The following is a 16,282-nucleotide window of genomic DNA, read 5'->3' as shown; positions in this document are numbered from 1 at the left end:
TTTGAACGCTCCCCGGATCGACTTCGCGAGTTCTCCGCGACCCACGCTCGGCGTGGAGTGGGAAATTGCGCTGGTCGACAAGAGCACGCGGGATCTCGTCAACTCCGCCGAGGCAGTCATGGACGGCGTTCGTGACCTCGCCGGAGACACGCCTCGGGTGACGAAGGAACTGCTGCGCAACACCGTCGAACTCGTCACTGGAGTGTGCGAGAACGTCGGGGAGGCCATGGAGGACCTCGGCGGCTCGTTGGACCTGGTGCGCCGAGCCGCGGATCCTCTGGGGATCGATCTGTTCTCGGCCGGGACGCACCCGTTCGCGGAATGGTCGACGCAGCAGCTGACCAGCTCCCCGAGCTACGACGAGCTCATCGCGCGTACCCAGTGGTGGGGCCGACAGATGCTCATCTGGGGCGTGCACGTCCACGTCGGGGTGTCCTCTCCCGACAAGGTCTTTCCCATCCTCAACTCGTTGCTGCTGCAATACCCGCATCTGTTGGCACTGTCGGCGTCGTCGCCGATCTGGGCGGGCAACGACACCGGATACGCCAGCAACCGAGCACTGATGTTTCAACAGTTGCCGACGGCCGGTCTGCCGTTTCAGTTCGACGACTGGTCGCAGTTCGAGGGATTCGTTCGTGATCAGCTCAAGACCGGCGTCATCGAGCAGCTCGGGGGCATGCACTGGGACATCCGCCCGGCTCCGAAGTGGGGAACCATCGAGGTTCGGGTGTGCGACGGCGCATCGACCAAGCGTGAACTCGCGGCCCTCGTCGCGTTGACGCACTGCCTGATCGTGCATCTCGACGAACGACTCGAAGCAGGCGAGACCCTGCCGACGATCCCGCCGTGGCACGTCCAGGAGAACAAGTGGCGAGCTGCCCGGTACGGCCTCGACGCCGAGATCATTCTCGACGCCGACAGCAACGAGCGGCTGGTCACCGATGATCTGCACGACTTACTGGAGAAGTTGACTCCGACGGCGGTCCGGTTGAATTGCGTCGACGAGCTTGCCGCGGTGGCCGACATTCCCCGCCTCGGTGCCTCGTATCAACGCCAGCGTGCAGTGGCCGCGAAATCCGGCGGCGATCTACGTGCCGTCGTGGAGTCGTTGGTCACCGATCTCCAATCGTGACCCTCTGTATTTAATTTTGTGTTCACTCAGCGTTTACGATCAACGGCGTGCTGCAGGGGGACGTCGAGAGCGTCGAGGTCGATGCGACACGTGAGGACTCTGTTCGTCCTCTGATCGTCGGTGCGGTCCTTGTCGCAGCGTTTCTGCTGACGCTGCAGGTCGTCGCGTGGAAATGGAACTTCCCCGGCCCGTTGCCGAGCATGTGGAACGACATGTTCGGAACACCGAAGTCGATGTCGCTGCCGTGGGCGGCGCTCGTCCTGGCCACGGTAGGTCTGAACAGCTCGTCCCGCCTGCGCGTACTGGCCGTCGCTGCCGCGCTCGATGCCGTCGTACTGGGCGGCCGGTATCTGTTCGATGTGCCACCGACCGTCGGGAACGGGCCGTCGCTGGTGCTGGTCGCGCTCGCGTTCCATGTCGTCCGGCGCCATGACGCTCGGGCGATGCGCGGCGTCGCCCTCGGCGCACTGTTGCTGCTCGCGACCAAGGCCGGCGATGCCTGGTTGCACATCACGACCTTGGTCCGGCCCTACGTTCTCGACGAATACGCATACGCCGCCGATCATGCGCTGGGAAATCCGTCCTGGGTGCTCGGCAGCATTCTGGACCGACTCGGCCCGGTCGCCGAGGGAACGCTGCACTGGATCTACATTCAGCTCCCCGTCGCGGCGATCATTGTTGCGCTGTACCAACTGCGTGGGGTCGCCGCGGGCTCAGCGTGGCCGAGACACTTCCTGTTCCGCACGTTCCTGCTCATCGGACTCGTCGGACCGGTGTTCTACCTGCTGTTCCCGGTGGTGGGCCCGATGTTCGCGTTCGAGTCGTGGCCGACGCAGTCGGTTCCGCTCTCGGGCAGCCTCGGCGAGATCCCGTTCGACTCGCAGACGCCGCGCAACTGCATGCCGAGCCTGCACACCGCGTGGGCTCTGAGCATCTTCATCCATTCCCGACGCGGCCCCTGGTGGCTGCGCACCGGCGGCACACTGTGGCTGTTGGGAACACTGGCTGCGACGCTCGGATTCGGTTACCACTACGGCGTCGACCTGGTGGCGGGCGCGGTCCTGTGCCTCACCATCGAATCTTTGCTGCGCGACCCGGAACGGGGATGGGACCGCGACCGGATCACGCTGGTGACCTACGGTTGCGTCGCGATGGCCGCCCTACTGCTGAGCTACCGCTACCTCGCCGAGGAATTCGCCGCGAACCCACTGGTGTTCGGTCCGCTCGTGCTCGGAATTCTGATCGGCATGGCGTTCGGATTCCATACCGCGTTCTTCGCCGATCGCTCGCGCTTCACTGATCGGGTTCGTTCGGTTCCATCTCGTTGACGATGAGCAGGCCGTCGCGCCCGCGCTGTTCCCGGTAGGCGACGCGTCCCACAGTGTGCGCAATCACCGGAGCAGTGACGAGAGTGAAGATGCCGACCAGCACCAGCATCCAGATGTCGACATTGCCGCGCAGGCTGATGATCGCGCCGACCAGCACCATGATCAACCCGACCACCTGCGGCTTGGTGGCCGCGTGCATGCGCGAGAGCGTGTCGGGGAAACGCACGATGCCCACGGCGGCCGTGAAGGCGAACAGCGCTCCCAACAGGATGAAGACAGAAGCTATCCACTGGGCTGCGGTCATCGTTCGCCCCTCACTGTGTCGTTCATTCGTCCCTCACTCTGAACCGTGCGATGCTGACCGACCCGACGAAGCTGACCAGGGACAGCGCAACGATGGCAGGCACCAGCGTGGTGTCGCGGCTGTAGACCGCCCACACGCCGAGCCCACACATCGACACGGCAAGGATGGTGTCCATCGCGACCAAGCGGTCCAACGTGCTCGGGCCGTCGAGCAACCGGAATGCGGTGAGGATCGCGGCGGCGATCAGCAGCGCGCCTGCGATCGCCAGTACTACGGTCACGACCAGTCCCCCTTCCTCTTGTCGTCGGTCATCTTGTCGTCGCGCGGGGTATCGAGATCGCCCGATTCGGGATCGTCGCCCAGAACCCCGTGGTACTGCTCGTACTCCTGGTAGTGCAGGGGGCTCGGCTTCCAGTCGGAGTCGCGCTCGAATCCCGCGATGAACAGTTTCTCGAGGTTCCGAACGTACGTGTAGAACCCGTCGACTGCCTTCTGCGTGCCCATGTCCAGCACATGCACGTACAGCAGGCGTCGGGTGCGATCGATCTCGAGGACCATCGTGCCCGGGACGAGATTCATCGCGTCGACGAAGAGGGTGAGCACCAGATCGGACTTGATGGCGATGCGGCAGCGCAGCACACCGGTGACCGGCGGTGCCTTCGGGCGGATCGCCAACCACGCCACACTGACACTGGATTCGGCTGCGTAATAGAGGAATACGACTGCGAGCTTGACGAGCGAGAACACGTGGATGCGTCCCTCGACCGGCACCCGCGGCAACGGCAACAGCACCATGATGAGCAGGCCGACCGCGAGTCCGCCGAGGATGTTGGCCGCAGAGACGTTGCCCCACAACAGAACCCAGATGGCCGTCAACCATCCCAGTGTCCAGATCCGCAGCAGGAAGGAACGGTTCATCTTCATCGGGTGCCCTCCTCGTCTGCGCGTGCCTGTTCGTAGGCCTGATCGCCGACGAACTCGGCTCCCCGCACGGCGTCGATGTACACCGAGCGATCCCGCAGATCCGCCGCCGCCCGATCGCTGATGTCGATGATGCGCCCGGCGAACACCGTCATCGCCAAACCGACGACGACGAGGCCGATCGTCGGGATCAACATGAAGGCGGGCATCCGGCCCACATCCTCGCGGTCACCGAACTGGATGTCCGAGGAATCGTCGAGCAGAGCAGAGGGGCTGTTGTCCGCGAGGTCACCTTCCGGTGCGTCGGCGCGGGCTCGCCAGAACGCCTTGGTCCAGACACGAGCAACCACGTAGAGGGTCAGCAGGCTGGTTACGGTGCCGCCGGCCACGAGCAACCAGGCCAGTACGCTGCCCTGATCGCTGCCGGCCTGCAGCAGGGCGACCTTGCCGATGAACCCCGAGAACGGCGGAATACCACCGAGATTGAGGGCCGGCACCAGGAAGACGATGGCCAGCACCGGGCTGGCCGCGGCCAATCCTCCGAGCCGTCGCAGTGACGACGAACCGGCCTGACGTTCGATCAGGCCGACGACGAGGAACAGGGTCGTCTGCACCAGAATGTGGTGGGCCACATAGTAGATCGAGCCGGACAGTCCCGATTGAGTCGACAGCGCGACGCCGAAGATCATGTAACCGATGTGGCTCACCAGAGTGAACGAGAGCAGTCGTTTGATGTCGCTCTGTGCGATGGAGCCGAGGATGCCGACGAGCATCGTCAGCAGGCCACAGACCATCAGCACGTTGTCGAGCGAGCCGTCCGGGAACAGCAGCGTGTGCGCGCGAATGATCGCGTAGACACCGACTTTCGTCAGCAAGCCGGCGAACACCGCGGTGACCGGAGCCGGGGCCGTGGGGTACGAGTCGGGCAGCCACGTGGACAGTGGGAACACCGCGGCCTTGATGCCGAACGCAACGAGCAGCACCGCGAAGATGGCCGTACGAGTGCCGGACGGGATGTCGTCCATCCGCACGGCGATGTGGGCCAAGTTCAGTGTTCCGGTGGCGCCGTAGACCAGTGCGATGCCGATCAGGAAGATCAGCGAGGAGACCATCGAGACCATCACGTAGGACACGCCGGCGCGGACCCGGTCGGCACTCGCACCGAGCGTCAGCAACACGAACGAGGCGGCGAGCAGTACCTCGAAGCCGACGAACAGATTGAACAGGTCGCCGGCGAGAAACGCGTTGCAGACGCCTGCGGTCAAGGCCAGATAGGTGGGTAGGAAGATCGAGACCGGCTGATTCTCGCTGCCGTCGCGAATACCCTGGCCGATCGAGTACACCATGACGGCCAGCAACACGATCGACGAGACGACGAGCATCATCGCCGACAGCCGGTCCACCACCAGCGAAATGCCCAGTGGTGAATCCCAGCCGCCGACCTGCAGTGCGCTGGTCCCATCGCGATCGGCGAGGTAGAGCATCATCGACGAAATCGCGACCACCGCGGTCAGTGCGGCGAGAGTGATGAAACGCTGCGCGCGGGGCCGACGTCCCAGCACCAGCGTCAAGGCCGCGGCGAGCATCGGGATGAGCACGGGCAGCGGGGTCAGGGCATCGATCACGCCCGGGGAGATCGTCACTTGTCGTCTCCCTTCGTGTCGTCGGAGCTGGTGTCGTCGGCGCTGGAGTCGTCGGTGCTGGTGTCGTCAGCGCTGGGGTGCTCCGGTCGGCTGTCGTCTTTCTCGGCCGTGTCGAGTCCGTCGAGACCGCGGAGCTGGGGGTTGTCGTCGTCGTTGTCGAAGTCGCCGTCGTGCAGATCCTCGTAGCACTCCAGGTCTTCGAGGTTCCTGATCTGCTCGAGCGGAATCGGATTGCCCTTCGAGTCGAAAGCGTCGCCGCCGAAGCTCGGCTCACCGGTGACCGGGTCGTCGGAACGGTCGCGGTCCGGTGCTTCGGCCATCGAACGGCGCTGGGAGACCTTGGTGTCCTCGGGGTCGTTCTCGAGGTCGTCCTTGGTGTTGAGCGTGAACGATCGATACGCCAGCGCGAGCACGAAGGCGGCGATACCCATGGTGATGACGATCGCCGTCAGGATCATGGCCTGAGCCAGCGGATCGGCCATGTTCTGGTGCAGCGAGTTGTCTCGACCGACGATAGGCGGGGTACCTGCCGGGCCACCGACGGTGAGCAGCAACAGATTGACTCCGTTGCCGAACAGCAGCAGACCGAGCAGCATCTTGGTGATGCTGCGTTCGAGCAGCAGGTACACACCCGATGCGACGAGAACGCCGACGATGACGAGCATTCCGACATCTGCGGTCATCGGGCACTCACTCGGCCTTGGCTCTGCATTTCCACCTGTGCGTCGAGACGCGCGCCGAGACTGCGGAGCACGTCGAGTACCAACCCGACCACGATGAGATAGACACCGAGGTCGAAGAACAATGCGGTGACCAGCTTGATGTCACCGAGAATCGGCAGTGTCACTTCCAACGTCGCCGACGACAGTGCCGGAGCGCCGAGGAACATCGACGCCACCGCCGTGCCGGCCGCGAAGATCAACCCGAGACCCAGGATCTTGCCTGCGTCGATCGGGACCGCTTCGCCGAGCTCGTACCGGCCACCGGCGAGATACCGCAGCACCAGCGCGAGGCCCGCCGTCAGACCACCGGCGAAACCGCCGCCGGGGGCATTGTGTCCGGAGAAGAAGAAGTAGATCGACAGCACCATGATCGTCGGGAAGATCAACCGCGTCGTGACTTCGAGAATCAACGAACGATGCCGCGGATCGATCAGATCGCCGCCGAGCAGCCACGTCGTCTCCGCCGCGTCGTTCGTGTCCGACGACGATGCGGGGGCGTCGGACACCCGCGGAGCGCTGCCGAACCGCCGGTTGCGGAACACCAGGCTGGCCACGCCCGTCGCGGCGACGAGGAGTACGCAGATTTCGCCGAGCGTGTCCCAGGCGCGGATGTCGACGAGGATCACGTTGACGATGTTCTTGCCGTCGCCGAGCTCGTACGCGGCCTCGGGGAACTGCAGTGAGACCGGCGCGGCACTGCGGGCGTTCATCGCGAACGCGCCGAGCACGCTGACGGTCGCTCCGACGGCGACGGCGAGTGCGGCGCGGGGGCCACGCGAACCCGCCGAGCCCCGGTCGTCGACCTCGGCGGGCAGTTTGCGCAGTACCAGGACGAAAACCACGAGGGTCAGCGTCTCGACGAGGAACTGAGTCAGGGCGAGGTCGGGAGCGCCATGGATGGCGAAGATGACGCCGCAGCCGTAGCCGGTGAGTCCGACGAGGATGACGCTGGCCAGACGGTTGCGCATCACTGTTGCGCCGAGGCCACCCGCGATCATGATGACTCCGATGACCAACTGGAGCGGGGTGTTCCAGAGGGTGTACTCCAGGCCTGGCTTCTGCCCGACGAGCAACACGATGATCGGCAGCAGCACCAGCGTCAGCAGGATCGTGCCCTGAGTGAGGGGGAGCGAACCACGCTGCGTGGTGCCGGTCAAGCGAATGGATAGGGTGTCCATGGACTTGAGCACGTTGTCGTAGATGCGGTCTGCGTTACCGAGCGGCGGATGCTCGAATTTGAGTCGGTTGACCACCCGGTGTGCGATGAACAGCCCGACGCCGCCGGTGACGACGACGACGGTCAGCGCCAGCGGCAGGTTGAACCCGTGCCACAACGCCAGGTGGTAAGGCTCCTGCCCGTACGACGGCAGGGTTCGGGCGTAGGGACTGACGATGTGGTCGACGACCGAGGACGTGAATCCGGCGATCAGACCCAGAACGGCGAGGAACGCGGGCGCGGCGAGGAACAATGCGGAGGGTGCATGCATGGCCCTGACGGACGGGCTCGGACGCTTGAGCTGTTTGCGGGCGAACGCGCCCCAGACGAACCGAATGCTGTAGGTGACCGTCAGAATCGAGCCGATCACCAGGCCCGCGACGACGACAGCCGCGACCGTGGGGTCGAGCGTCGGCGTGCTGATCACGGCCGACAGGGCTGTTTCCTTGCCGACGAAGCCGATCATCGGTGGTAGTCCGGCCATGCTCGCCGCCGCGAGCGCTGCAATGGCGGCGAGCCACGGGGCCTTCTTGCCCAGGTGGGCGAGCTTACGAATGTCTCGGGTGCCGGTGGTGTGGTCGATGATGCCGACCACCATGAACAGCGTGGCCTTGAACATCGCGTGCGCGATCACCATCGTCAGACCGGCCAACATGGCCTTCTCGGATCCGATGCCGACCAGGACCATCAGGAAGCCCAGCTGGCTGACCGTGCCGAACGCCAGAATCAGTTTCAGGTCGAATGCACGCAGTGCTCGCCACCCGGCCAGAATCATCGAGAGCAAGCCGAGGCTGATGACCGTGGCGCGCCACGGACCGGAGTCCGCGAAACCCGGAGCGAGGCGCGCGACCAGGTAGATACCGGCCTTGACCATCGCGGCGGCGTGCAGGTAACCACTGACCGGCGTCGGCGCGGCCATGGCACCGGGCAGCCAGAAGTGCATCGGCACGATGGCCGATTTGCTCAGTGCGCCGATGAGGATCAACACGATCGCCACTCCGGGCAGCCAGCCGCCCGGGGCGTTCGCGACGACGTCGGACAGGTTGTACGACCCAGCGGCCTGGCCGAGGACGATGATGCCCACCAGCATCGCCAGACCACCTGCGGTGGTGACGAGCAGAGCCTGCGTCGCGGCGCGCCGACTCGACGCGCGTTCTGCGTAGTGACCGACGAGCAGGAACGACAACACCGTCGTGATTTCCCAGAAGATGTAGAGCACGAGCATGTTGTCGCTGGTGATCAGACCGAACATGGCTCCGGAGAACGCGACCATCTCGGCGGCGAACAGGCCCAGCCTGGGCTCGTCGTCCTCGAAGTAGCGCGCGCAGTACAGCAGGATCAGCGAACCGATGCCCAGAACGAGCAACGACATGATGGCGGCGAGCGAATCGAAGCGCATGTCGATGTCCATCGACAGGCCGGGAACCCATTCGATGTGCAGCTTCTGGTCGGTGTTCCAGTTGCCGAACACCCAGATCAGGCTGAGCAGTGGCACCAGGGCCAAAGGGAAGAATGCAGTACGTCCCCACCACCGGACGAGAAGCGGCGCGAGCAGCGCGGCGGCGGCATGCGCAAGAAGAATAGCGAGCAAAAATCACTCCGTCGTCTCGGTCGCCTCGGCTTTCGGGCCGGGGCGGTGGTCGTAGGGCGGCGATGAGTAGGGTCTTGAAATTGTGTGTGAAATCGACCTGGGTCTCCGAAGACTCGGTCTGTGAGAAATAGCGGACCGACCACCGAACGGTGGCGGGCACGTTTGTCGGTTTCCATCCTACTTTGCGTGGTCGACGGCGTGCCATGCGGTACAAACCGGACGTTTCCGATAGAGAGAGTCGATCGTCGATGAGTGAACCGAGACCCATTCGCACCGCCGGTCTTGCGTACGTTCGCCACCGCCGCATGCTTCAGACGCGGTCGACGGGCAAATCTGCCTTCTACATGGCCGGCGGCAAGATCGATCCCGGCGAGTCGCCCGAGCAGGCGCTGCACCGCGAGATCAGGGAAGAACTCGACGCCGCGGTCATCGACGTTCGGCTGCTCGGAGTGTTCGAGTGCCAGGCCTGGGGCCATCCGATGGGCACCCCGCTCGAGATCACGTGTTTTCTCGCCGATCTTGCCGACGAGCCGACGCCGACCAGCGAGATCGCCGAGATTCGGTACTTCACTCGCGACGAGTACGCCGCCATGCCCGATGTCGCCCCGGGGTCGTTGATGGTGTTCGACCGAATGAAGGCCCTCGATTTGATCGACTGAAGCGCGTATGTTGGATGTGGGAGAACGTACGTTCTCCACAACCGCCGCGAAGGAGTCTCCATGACCGACCTGTCCCAGAAGGCAACCACCCTGCTCGAGCTGCACCAGCCGGGCAACCCGGTCGTCCTGCCGACCGTATGGGACGCCTGGTCCGCCAACCTCGCCGTGTCCGCCGGCTTCACCGCACTGACCGTCGGCAGCCACCCCGTCTCCGACTCGATCGGCAAGCCGGACAACGAGGGCATCACCTTCGACGAACTGCTCACCCGCATCTCCCAGATCTCCGCCGCCGTGGACGCACCGCTCTCGGTCGACATCGAGTCCGGCTACGGCGAGGACCCCAAGCGCCTGATCGACGGACTGATCTCCGCCGGAGCCGTCGGCCTCAACATCGAGGACACCGTCCACAGCGAGGGCGGTCGACTTCGTGAAGCACAGGAACACGCCGACTTCGTCGGAGCCCTCCGCGCGGCATCCGACGCCACCGACGTCCACGTCGTCATCAACGCCCGCACCGACCTGTTCGTCAAGCAGATCGGTGACGAGAACGATCGCGTCGACCGCGCCATCGCACGCCTGAAACTGGCCGCCGCTGCCGGTGCCGACTCGCTCTACCCCGTCGGCTTCCACAACGACGCCGACTACAAGCGTCTCGCCGAAGAACTCCCGCTGCCCATCAACGCCATCGCCAACCCCGCCGAGGGCGACCTCTCGCACTTCGCTTCCCTCGGCGTCGGTCGCATCAGCTTCGGCCCGATCTTCCAGATGGTGCTCGCCAAGCGCGCCGAAGAAGTTCTGGCCCGCTGGAAGTGAGAGCGGCTGCGCCGCATGTGAGTGAAACTTCGTAGCCTGCTACGAGTTTCCGCTCACGACCCGTAAGCCCGCAGATGCGCCACCTGCTCGGGATCGAGTGACGGCTTGACCGTCGCCCGAGCGGTGGCGACATCCTCGGCGGTGACGTCCGCTGCGTCCATCGACCGACGCATCGCCGTCAGTGCGGCCTCGCGCAGCAGGGCCGCGCAGTCCGCGGCGGAGTAGCCGTCCAGATCGCGTGCGAGGGATTCGAGATCGACATCCTCGGCGAGCGGGATCGACTTGCCCGACGCCTTCAGGATGTCCACTCGCGCATCGGCATCCGGCGGCGGGACGAAGACCAGGCGCTCGAGCCTGCCGGGCCGCAGTAGAGCCGGGTCGATCAGATCGGGCCGGTTCGTTGCGCCGAGAACGACGACGTCGCGCAGTGGTTCGACGCCGTCGAGCTCGGTCAGCAGTGCCGCGACCACTCGGTCGCCGACACCGGAATCCGAACTCTGCCCGCGACGCGGTACGAGGGCGTCGACCTCGTCGAGAAAGATGAGCGAGGGGGCGGAGTCTCGGGCGCGCTGAAACAGTTCGCGCACAGCCTTTTCCGAGGACCCGACCCATTTGTCCATCAGTTCCGCGCCCTTGACCGAGTGCACGCTGAGCTGGCCCGAACTGGCCAGGGCGCGCACCAGAAACGTCTTGCCGCATCCGGGTGGGCCGTACAGCAGAACCCCTCGCGGTGGCTCGATGCCCAAGCGCGCGAACGAATCCGGATGACGCAGCGGCCACAGTACGGCCTCGGTCAGGGCCTGCTTCGTCTCGACCATGTCTCCCACGTCCTCGAGGGAGAGGCTGCCGATCGCCAATTCCTCGGCACCCGAGCGCGACAACGGCCGAATCACCTGCAACGCGCCGATCAGGTCGTCGTGCATCAGTGAGGCGGCCGTGGCATCGTTCGACGCTCGCGCAGCCGCTCGTAGCGCCGCTTCGCGCACCAGGGCAGCGAGATCGGCGACAACGAAACCTGGTGTCCGTGAGGCTATTTCGACAAGGTCGACATCACCCTGAGGGACCTTCTTCAGTAGATGCTCCAGTAACGCTCTGCGACCGGCGGCATCGGGGAGAGTGAGGGTCAGTTCGCGATCGCACAGATCCTGCCCACGCACTCTGGCGTCGGTGGCCTCGGGATGTGCAGTCGTGACGATCAGTGCGAAGCCGGGAGTGTCGACGGCACGGCGCAGCACATCGAGGACGAACGTCGACGCAGGCTCCGGATCGGACGGCAGCAACGCGTCGACATCGGTGATCAGCAGCACCCCCGCGCCGGTCAGTTCGTCCACCGCAGCAGTGACGCGTTCGACGCGAGCCGACGCCTCCAATGCGCCGATCGACGGCCCGTCCAGCACGACGCATCGCCGTTCGCCGATGACGGCGCGTGCCAACGTCGTCTTGCCCACTCCGCCGGGGCCGGTGATCAGCACACCCAGATGCGGAGATGCGCCGAGGGTGGCGAGCAGTTCCGACTCGTCGAGCGCCAGTCGTAGCCACTCGGTGAGTTTGGCCTGTGCAGTGCTCATACCCACCAGGTCGGCTGCGCTGACGCGTGGCGGGGCCGCAGCTCCGGGCGTCGGAACCGATGTGGCCGAGGCCGATTCGGGTGATCCCGAGGCGACCGTGCCGCGTCCCCAGCTCACCGCAGAATTGGGTTGCACGCTCACGGGACCGCCGGAGGGTTCGACGGCCGAGACCGTCAACAGTTCGGTCGTCCACGCCACCCCGAACGTTCGCGACAGTGCCTGCGTGGCCGTCGACGTCGATGTGCCGGGCCCCAGATCGCGGGGGAGGAGCGACACGGTGTCGCCCACGGTGAGGACCTTGCCGAGGAGCGCTTGGCGCAGGGTGGCGTCGGAAATGGAACCGGTGGCCAGGGCGGACCCGGTGACCGTGACGGTTCTCGCCCCGTAGACCGTCACGGGAGCGACTGACACAGAGGCATTTTCGCGTAGTCCGGCGTTGGAGAGCGTGACGTCGTCGAGCAGCGCGGTACCCTGCGGGATTCCGCTGGGAGCCTCGGCAACCACCGCAGCCGTACGCCGAGAACCGATGAGCGAGACGGCATCCCATTCCCGCAGACCGAGCGCCGCCAAGACCTCGGGATGGAGTCGGACGACGCCTCGCCTGGCGTCGGCAGCCGAGGTGTTCAATCGGGTGGTGAGAACGAGCTCGGGGGTTCGGGATTCGGTCACACGTCCAACCTAATGGGGTCGTCAGCTGCGCGGTCGGCGAAGTCCCAGACGCGCCTGCGACCGGCGCGCGTTGCCGGGCGACCGTCGAATGGCGCGGCGTTCCGCGCGACGCTCGGCCGGCTTCGCATCCCACGTGTACGGGCGTGCAGCCGTCCAGCGCTGCGAGCGCACCGCGAACGGAATGTGCACGAGGTAGGCGAACACCAATCCCATCAGCAGGACCAGCGGGAACGTGATGAGCGCGGCAGCGAGCAGCGCGACCAACACCAGCAAACCGGCGGCCAAGCGCGGTGGCACCGAGACCGTCTTGAGCGCGAGAGTGGGGATGGTGCTGACGATCAGACCAGCGGTGAGGATCGACCAGCCGGCGACGACGTAGAACGAGGCCCACCAGCCGTCGCCGAATTCCTCGAATGCAGCGATCGGGGCGAGCGCGATGAGTGCACCTGCGGGTGCGGGCACCCCGGTGAAGAACTCGCGGGCGTACGCCGGGGTGTCGTCCTCGTCGAGCAGGGTGTTGAACCGGGCGAGTCGGAGCACGATGCTCACGGCGTACACCAGTGCGACGATCCAACCGCCACTACTGCCCTCGAGCAGAGTCACGTAGAGCACCAGGGCGGGCGCGACGCCGAACGAGATTGCATCGGACAGAGAATCCAGCTCGGCACCGATCTTGCTGGTGGCGTCGAGCAGTCGAGCGATGCGGCCGTCCAGTGCATCGAGGATCGCCGCGGCACCGATCATCGCGAGTGCGGTTCCGAGTTGACCGTCGAGAGCGAACTTGACCGCCGACAGCCCGGAGCACAACGCGAGAATGGTGACGACCGACGGAAGCAGACGGATAGCAGCAGGCGGCTTGGCGCGTCTGGTGATCATGTCGTTTCTACTGGGGGAGCTCGGCGAGTACCGTCTCGGCACCGACCGCTCGTTGGCCGCGTTCGACGAGGAGCGTCGTCCCGGCCGGGAAGTAGGTGTCGACGCGGGAGCCGAATCGGATCAGGCCGTACGTGTCGCCGATGGAGAGCACGTCTCCGACCTTCGCGTTGTTGACGATGCGTCGAGCGATGAGACCGGCGATCTGCACCACGCCGACGTGGTGACCGGAATCGGTCTCGATGTGCATGCTGTTGCGCTCGTTGACCTCACTGGCCTCGGCCAGGTCTGCGGACTTGAACTGACCGCGGCGATGTACGACCTCGACCACGCGTCCGCCGACGGGAACGCGCTGCACGTGCACGTCCAGAACGGACAGGAAGATGCTCACTCGTGGCACGGGCTGTGCACCGAGATCGAGCTCGGCGGGCGGGACGGCAGTGTCGACGAGGGTGACCAGGCCGTCGGCGGGAGCGACGACGACGCCGGGACGGTTCGGCGGCACCCGCGACGGGTGGCGGAAGAAGGTGGCGCAGGCTCCTGCGGCGACGAGCCCGGCATTGCGGACCCACTTCGACCGACGGCCGAGCACTGCGACGGCCAGGGGACCACCGACGAAGGGCAGTCCGGCGGGGTGTAGCGGTGGAACCGTTTCGCGAACCAGGTCGACGATGTGAGCCACTCCCGTGCGGGGTGGTTGATCAATCGGGGCGGGACGGCGTGCCACGGTCTCCTCTTACTGTCGGGCGAGCTCGGATGCGGGCAGGGATTGGACGCCGGGGACTGATCGGACGGCGAACAAAACGACTGCCGGGGCCCTCACAGAGTACGTGAGCGGCCCCGGCAGTCGGGAAGTGCGAGTGAAATCAGACGCGGCTGCGACCGGTCACGAGCTTGACCAGGAACAGCAGGATGCATGCACCGAGGATGCAGGTGATGAAGCTGAAGATCAGGCCGCCACCTTCGACGTCGACGCCGAAGACCTTGAGCAGGTATCCACCGATGAGGCCGCCGATGATGCCGACGACGATGTTCAGGATGATGCCCATCTGAGCATCGGTCTTCATGATCTTGCTGCCGATCCAGCCGGCGAGACCGCCGATGATGATCCAGCCGATGATTCCGAGACCCAACATGTGTTGCCCCCACTTTCCGTGTGTATCGATTGCTTGTCGAAACCATGGATGCCCAGGGGTAACAAACCTGAAACCTTCCTGAGAAAAGTTATTTTCGGCTCGACTTTTCGCTTTCGGTCTTGATGCGTCGGAGCGTGCTGTTCATGCCTTCGACCAGCTCGACATCGAACTCGTCGATCCCGCCGAGGATCCGCTTGACCAGCAACGACGACACGGCCGAGGTGCCGCTGGGGGCTTCCCGCTTCTCGACGACGGTGGTTCCGGTTGCGGTCGGAGTGAGCGTGTACGACCAGATCGTCTTGTTCTCGACGATGCGGAACGCCAGTGCCTTGTTCGGCTCGAAGGTGACGACCTTGGCGCTGGTCGGCCACACGAGCAGGCCCTTGCGGTTGATGTTGAGCGTTCGGGTGCCCTTGCCGACGGGTCCGCCGAAGACCTTCATCTTCTTGCACTGCGGACTCCACTCGCCCATGCGCTGTAGGTCCGAGACGACCGACCACACGGCCTGCGGACTGGCATCGATGTCGATCGTGGCTTCGAGGGTCTTGCTCAACGTGGGCCTCCGGGTTGTAGGAATAGCTGCAACTGATCGTCACACCAATCGTGTGCATCCTATGTGGCCGTGACCACACTCGGCCACCATGTGAGTGAAACCTCGTAGCCCACTACGAACTTCCACTCACATGCGAGCGAAGCGAGCCAAGACGAACGCATACAGGCCGTACAACGCGATTCCCACGCCGGCGAGGATCAACAGAACCTGCCCGTACGGCTGGGCTCCCAGGGTCTTGACGGCACCATCGATTCCGGTGGCCTTGGATGGATCGGACTGCAGTACCGCCACGACGACGAGGATTCCCGCGCCCACGAGCGCCGTGCCCTTGGCTGCGTATCCGGCGATACCGAGTTTGACGACTGCTCCACTCTGGCTGCCTTCGAGGTCGTCGAGGAAATTCTTCGAGACGCCCTTGTAGACGTGGTATCCGCCGACGCCGATGACGATCAAGGCGATGACGATCAGTACGAGCTTGCCGCCACCGGATTCCATCAGTCGCGCCGAGTAGCCGGCGTTCTGTTGTCCGCTGGACTTACCGGACCCGGTCGCGAAACCGTAGGTGGAGAACGCGAAGGCAATGTAGACGACGGCCAGCGCTGCCGCCTTGAGTCGATCCATCGCGCTGCCCTCGTCGGAATCGGACTTCTTGCCGACGATGGCCTCGACGATGCGCCACAGGGCCAGTGCCACGAACGCGACGACGGCAACCCACAGTGCGATCTTGCCGCCGGGCTTCTCGGCCAGTTCGGCGAGTGCTCCGGACTGGTCGGCGTTACCGCCCTGACCGAACGCCAATCGGATGGCGATGTATCCGATCAGGATGTGCAGCACTCCGCTGACGAAGTGTCCGGCCCGGGCCGCCTTCTCGAATGCACCGTTGTCCTGAACCGAATTGGCCAATGATTTTCCTGTAGCCGATTTGCCTGTTCCCGAATGTCCCGACGTGGATTTTCCCGACGTGTTCACGAACGTTCCCCGATCAGTTGATGTGGGCCGATGTTTACCCCACGGAGTGCGGGGAGAAACGGTCTTTCGGCGCGAAACGCCGTACGAGATCCCAGCCCGGCGTTAACGCCGGGCGGACACTGATCGATGTAGCAAGCGGAGTGTCGGGACCAACGAAGAAATTGTTCGGAGTGATCCACCGTGAA

At 64.9% G+C, this 16,282-nt stretch carries 16 protein-coding genes; 4 read left to right on the top strand and 12 right to left on the bottom strand.

Annotation, left to right across the window (positions count from 1 at the left end; translation table 11 throughout):
- Position 1: 1 nt before the first annotated feature.
- Together K414_RS0125335 and K414_RS27995 are read left to right on the top strand one after the other, a co-directional pair.
- Positions 2–1,132: a glutamate--cysteine ligase gene (locus tag K414_RS0125335; RefSeq protein ID WP_027498472.1), complete on the top strand. Its 1,131-nt coding sequence runs from the start codon at positions 2–4 to the stop codon at positions 1,130–1,132.
- 110 nt (positions 1,133–1,242) lie between these two features.
- The gene (locus K414_RS27995; protein ID WP_237606605.1) at positions 1,243–2,460 is read left to right on the top strand and encodes a phosphatase PAP2 family protein; all 1,218 of its coding nucleotides are present in this window, start codon (positions 1,243–1,245) and stop codon (positions 2,458–2,460) included.
- Here K414_RS27995 and mnhG read toward each other — a convergent pair.
- From mnhG to K414_RS0125290, 6 genes are read right to left on the bottom strand one after another with little or no spacing between them, the layout of a single operon-like run.
- Positions 2,426–2,764, bottom strand: a complete 339-nt coding sequence (mnhG, locus tag K414_RS0125315) for a monovalent cation/H(+) antiporter subunit G (protein WP_027498469.1) — start codon at positions 2,762–2,764, stop codon at positions 2,426–2,428. The two genes, K414_RS27995 and mnhG, sit on opposite strands and share 35 nt — an antisense overlap.
- 22 nt (positions 2,765–2,786) lie before the next feature.
- The gene (locus K414_RS0125310) at positions 2,787–3,044 is read right to left on the bottom strand and encodes a monovalent cation/H+ antiporter complex subunit F (protein ID WP_027498468.1); all 258 of its coding nucleotides are present in this window, start codon (positions 3,042–3,044) and stop codon (positions 2,787–2,789) included.
- A complete protein-coding gene (locus K414_RS0125305) occupies positions 3,041–3,682 on the bottom strand; it encodes a Na+/H+ antiporter subunit E (protein WP_228139369.1) in 642 nt (213 codons plus the stop codon). Before K414_RS0125305 ends, K414_RS0125310 begins: the two co-directional genes overlap by 4 nt.
- Before the next feature lie 2 nt (positions 3,683–3,684).
- Entirely contained in the window at positions 3,685–5,328 is a 1,644-nt protein-coding gene (locus K414_RS0125300) for a Na+/H+ antiporter subunit D (protein ID WP_027498466.1), read from the bottom strand.
- Complete coding sequence (locus K414_RS27990; protein WP_080729161.1) at positions 5,325–6,011, bottom strand: Na(+)/H(+) antiporter subunit C; 687 nt, start codon at positions 6,009–6,011, stop codon at positions 5,325–5,327. Before K414_RS27990 ends, K414_RS0125300 begins: the two co-directional genes overlap by 4 nt.
- Positions 6,008–8,857 carry a Na+/H+ antiporter subunit A gene (locus tag K414_RS0125290; protein WP_027498465.1) on the bottom strand — a complete coding sequence of 950 codons (2,850 nt, stop codon included), beginning with the start codon at positions 8,855–8,857 and terminating at the stop codon, positions 6,008–6,010. Before K414_RS0125290 ends, K414_RS27990 begins: the two co-directional genes overlap by 4 nt.
- A gap of 248 nt (positions 8,858–9,105) precedes the next feature.
- Here K414_RS0125290 and K414_RS0125285 point away from each other — a divergent pair, with 248 nt between their 5' ends.
- Together K414_RS0125285 and K414_RS0125280 are read left to right on the top strand one after the other, a co-directional pair.
- Entirely contained in the window at positions 9,106–9,516 is a 411-nt protein-coding gene (locus K414_RS0125285) for an NUDIX domain-containing protein (RefSeq protein WP_027498464.1), read from the top strand.
- A 60-nt stretch (positions 9,517–9,576) separates the two neighbouring features.
- On the top strand, positions 9,577–10,329 hold the full coding sequence (locus K414_RS0125280; RefSeq protein WP_027498463.1) for an isocitrate lyase/phosphoenolpyruvate mutase family protein: 753 nt from the start codon (positions 9,577–9,579) through the stop codon (positions 10,327–10,329).
- A 53-nt stretch (positions 10,330–10,382) separates the two neighbouring features.
- Here K414_RS0125280 and K414_RS0125275 read toward each other — a convergent pair whose 3' ends face one another.
- The 6 genes from K414_RS0125275 to K414_RS0125250 form a co-directional block, all read right to left on the bottom strand.
- On the bottom strand, positions 10,383–12,566 hold the full coding sequence (locus K414_RS0125275; RefSeq protein WP_027498462.1) for an AAA family ATPase: 2,184 nt from the start codon (positions 12,564–12,566) through the stop codon (positions 10,383–10,385).
- A gap of 21 nt (positions 12,567–12,587) precedes the next feature.
- On the bottom strand, positions 12,588–13,442 hold the full coding sequence (locus tag K414_RS0125270) for a phosphatidylcholine/phosphatidylserine synthase (RefSeq protein ID WP_027498461.1): 855 nt from the start codon (positions 13,440–13,442) through the stop codon (positions 12,588–12,590).
- Between the two features lie 7 nt (positions 13,443–13,449).
- Positions 13,450–14,166: a phosphatidylserine decarboxylase gene (locus K414_RS0125265; RefSeq protein ID WP_027498460.1), complete on the bottom strand. Its 717-nt coding sequence runs from the start codon at positions 14,164–14,166 to the stop codon at positions 13,450–13,452.
- Positions 14,167–14,305: 139 nt separating this feature from the next.
- Positions 14,306–14,575 (bottom strand): GlsB/YeaQ/YmgE family stress response membrane protein, encoded by a 270-nt coding sequence (locus K414_RS0125260; RefSeq protein ID WP_027498459.1) that lies wholly within the window; start codon positions 14,573–14,575, stop codon positions 14,306–14,308.
- Positions 14,576–14,663: 88 nt separating this feature from the next.
- A complete protein-coding gene (locus K414_RS0125255) occupies positions 14,664–15,128 on the bottom strand; it encodes an SRPBCC family protein (protein WP_027498458.1) in 465 nt (154 codons plus the stop codon).
- A gap of 126 nt (positions 15,129–15,254) precedes the next feature.
- The gene (locus K414_RS0125250; RefSeq protein ID WP_027498457.1) at positions 15,255–16,031 is read right to left on the bottom strand and encodes a DUF1206 domain-containing protein; all 777 of its coding nucleotides are present in this window, start codon (positions 16,029–16,031) and stop codon (positions 15,255–15,257) included.
- Positions 16,032–16,282 lie beyond the last annotated feature (251 nt).

Source organism: Rhodococcus sp. JG-3 (assembly GCF_000482405.1).
Classification (GTDB): domain Bacteria; phylum Actinomycetota; class Actinomycetes; order Mycobacteriales; family Mycobacteriaceae; genus Rhodococcoides; species Rhodococcoides fascians.
The sequence above is the reverse complement of the archived record's forward strand: the minus strand, read 5'-3'. Positions and strand labels throughout refer to the sequence as shown.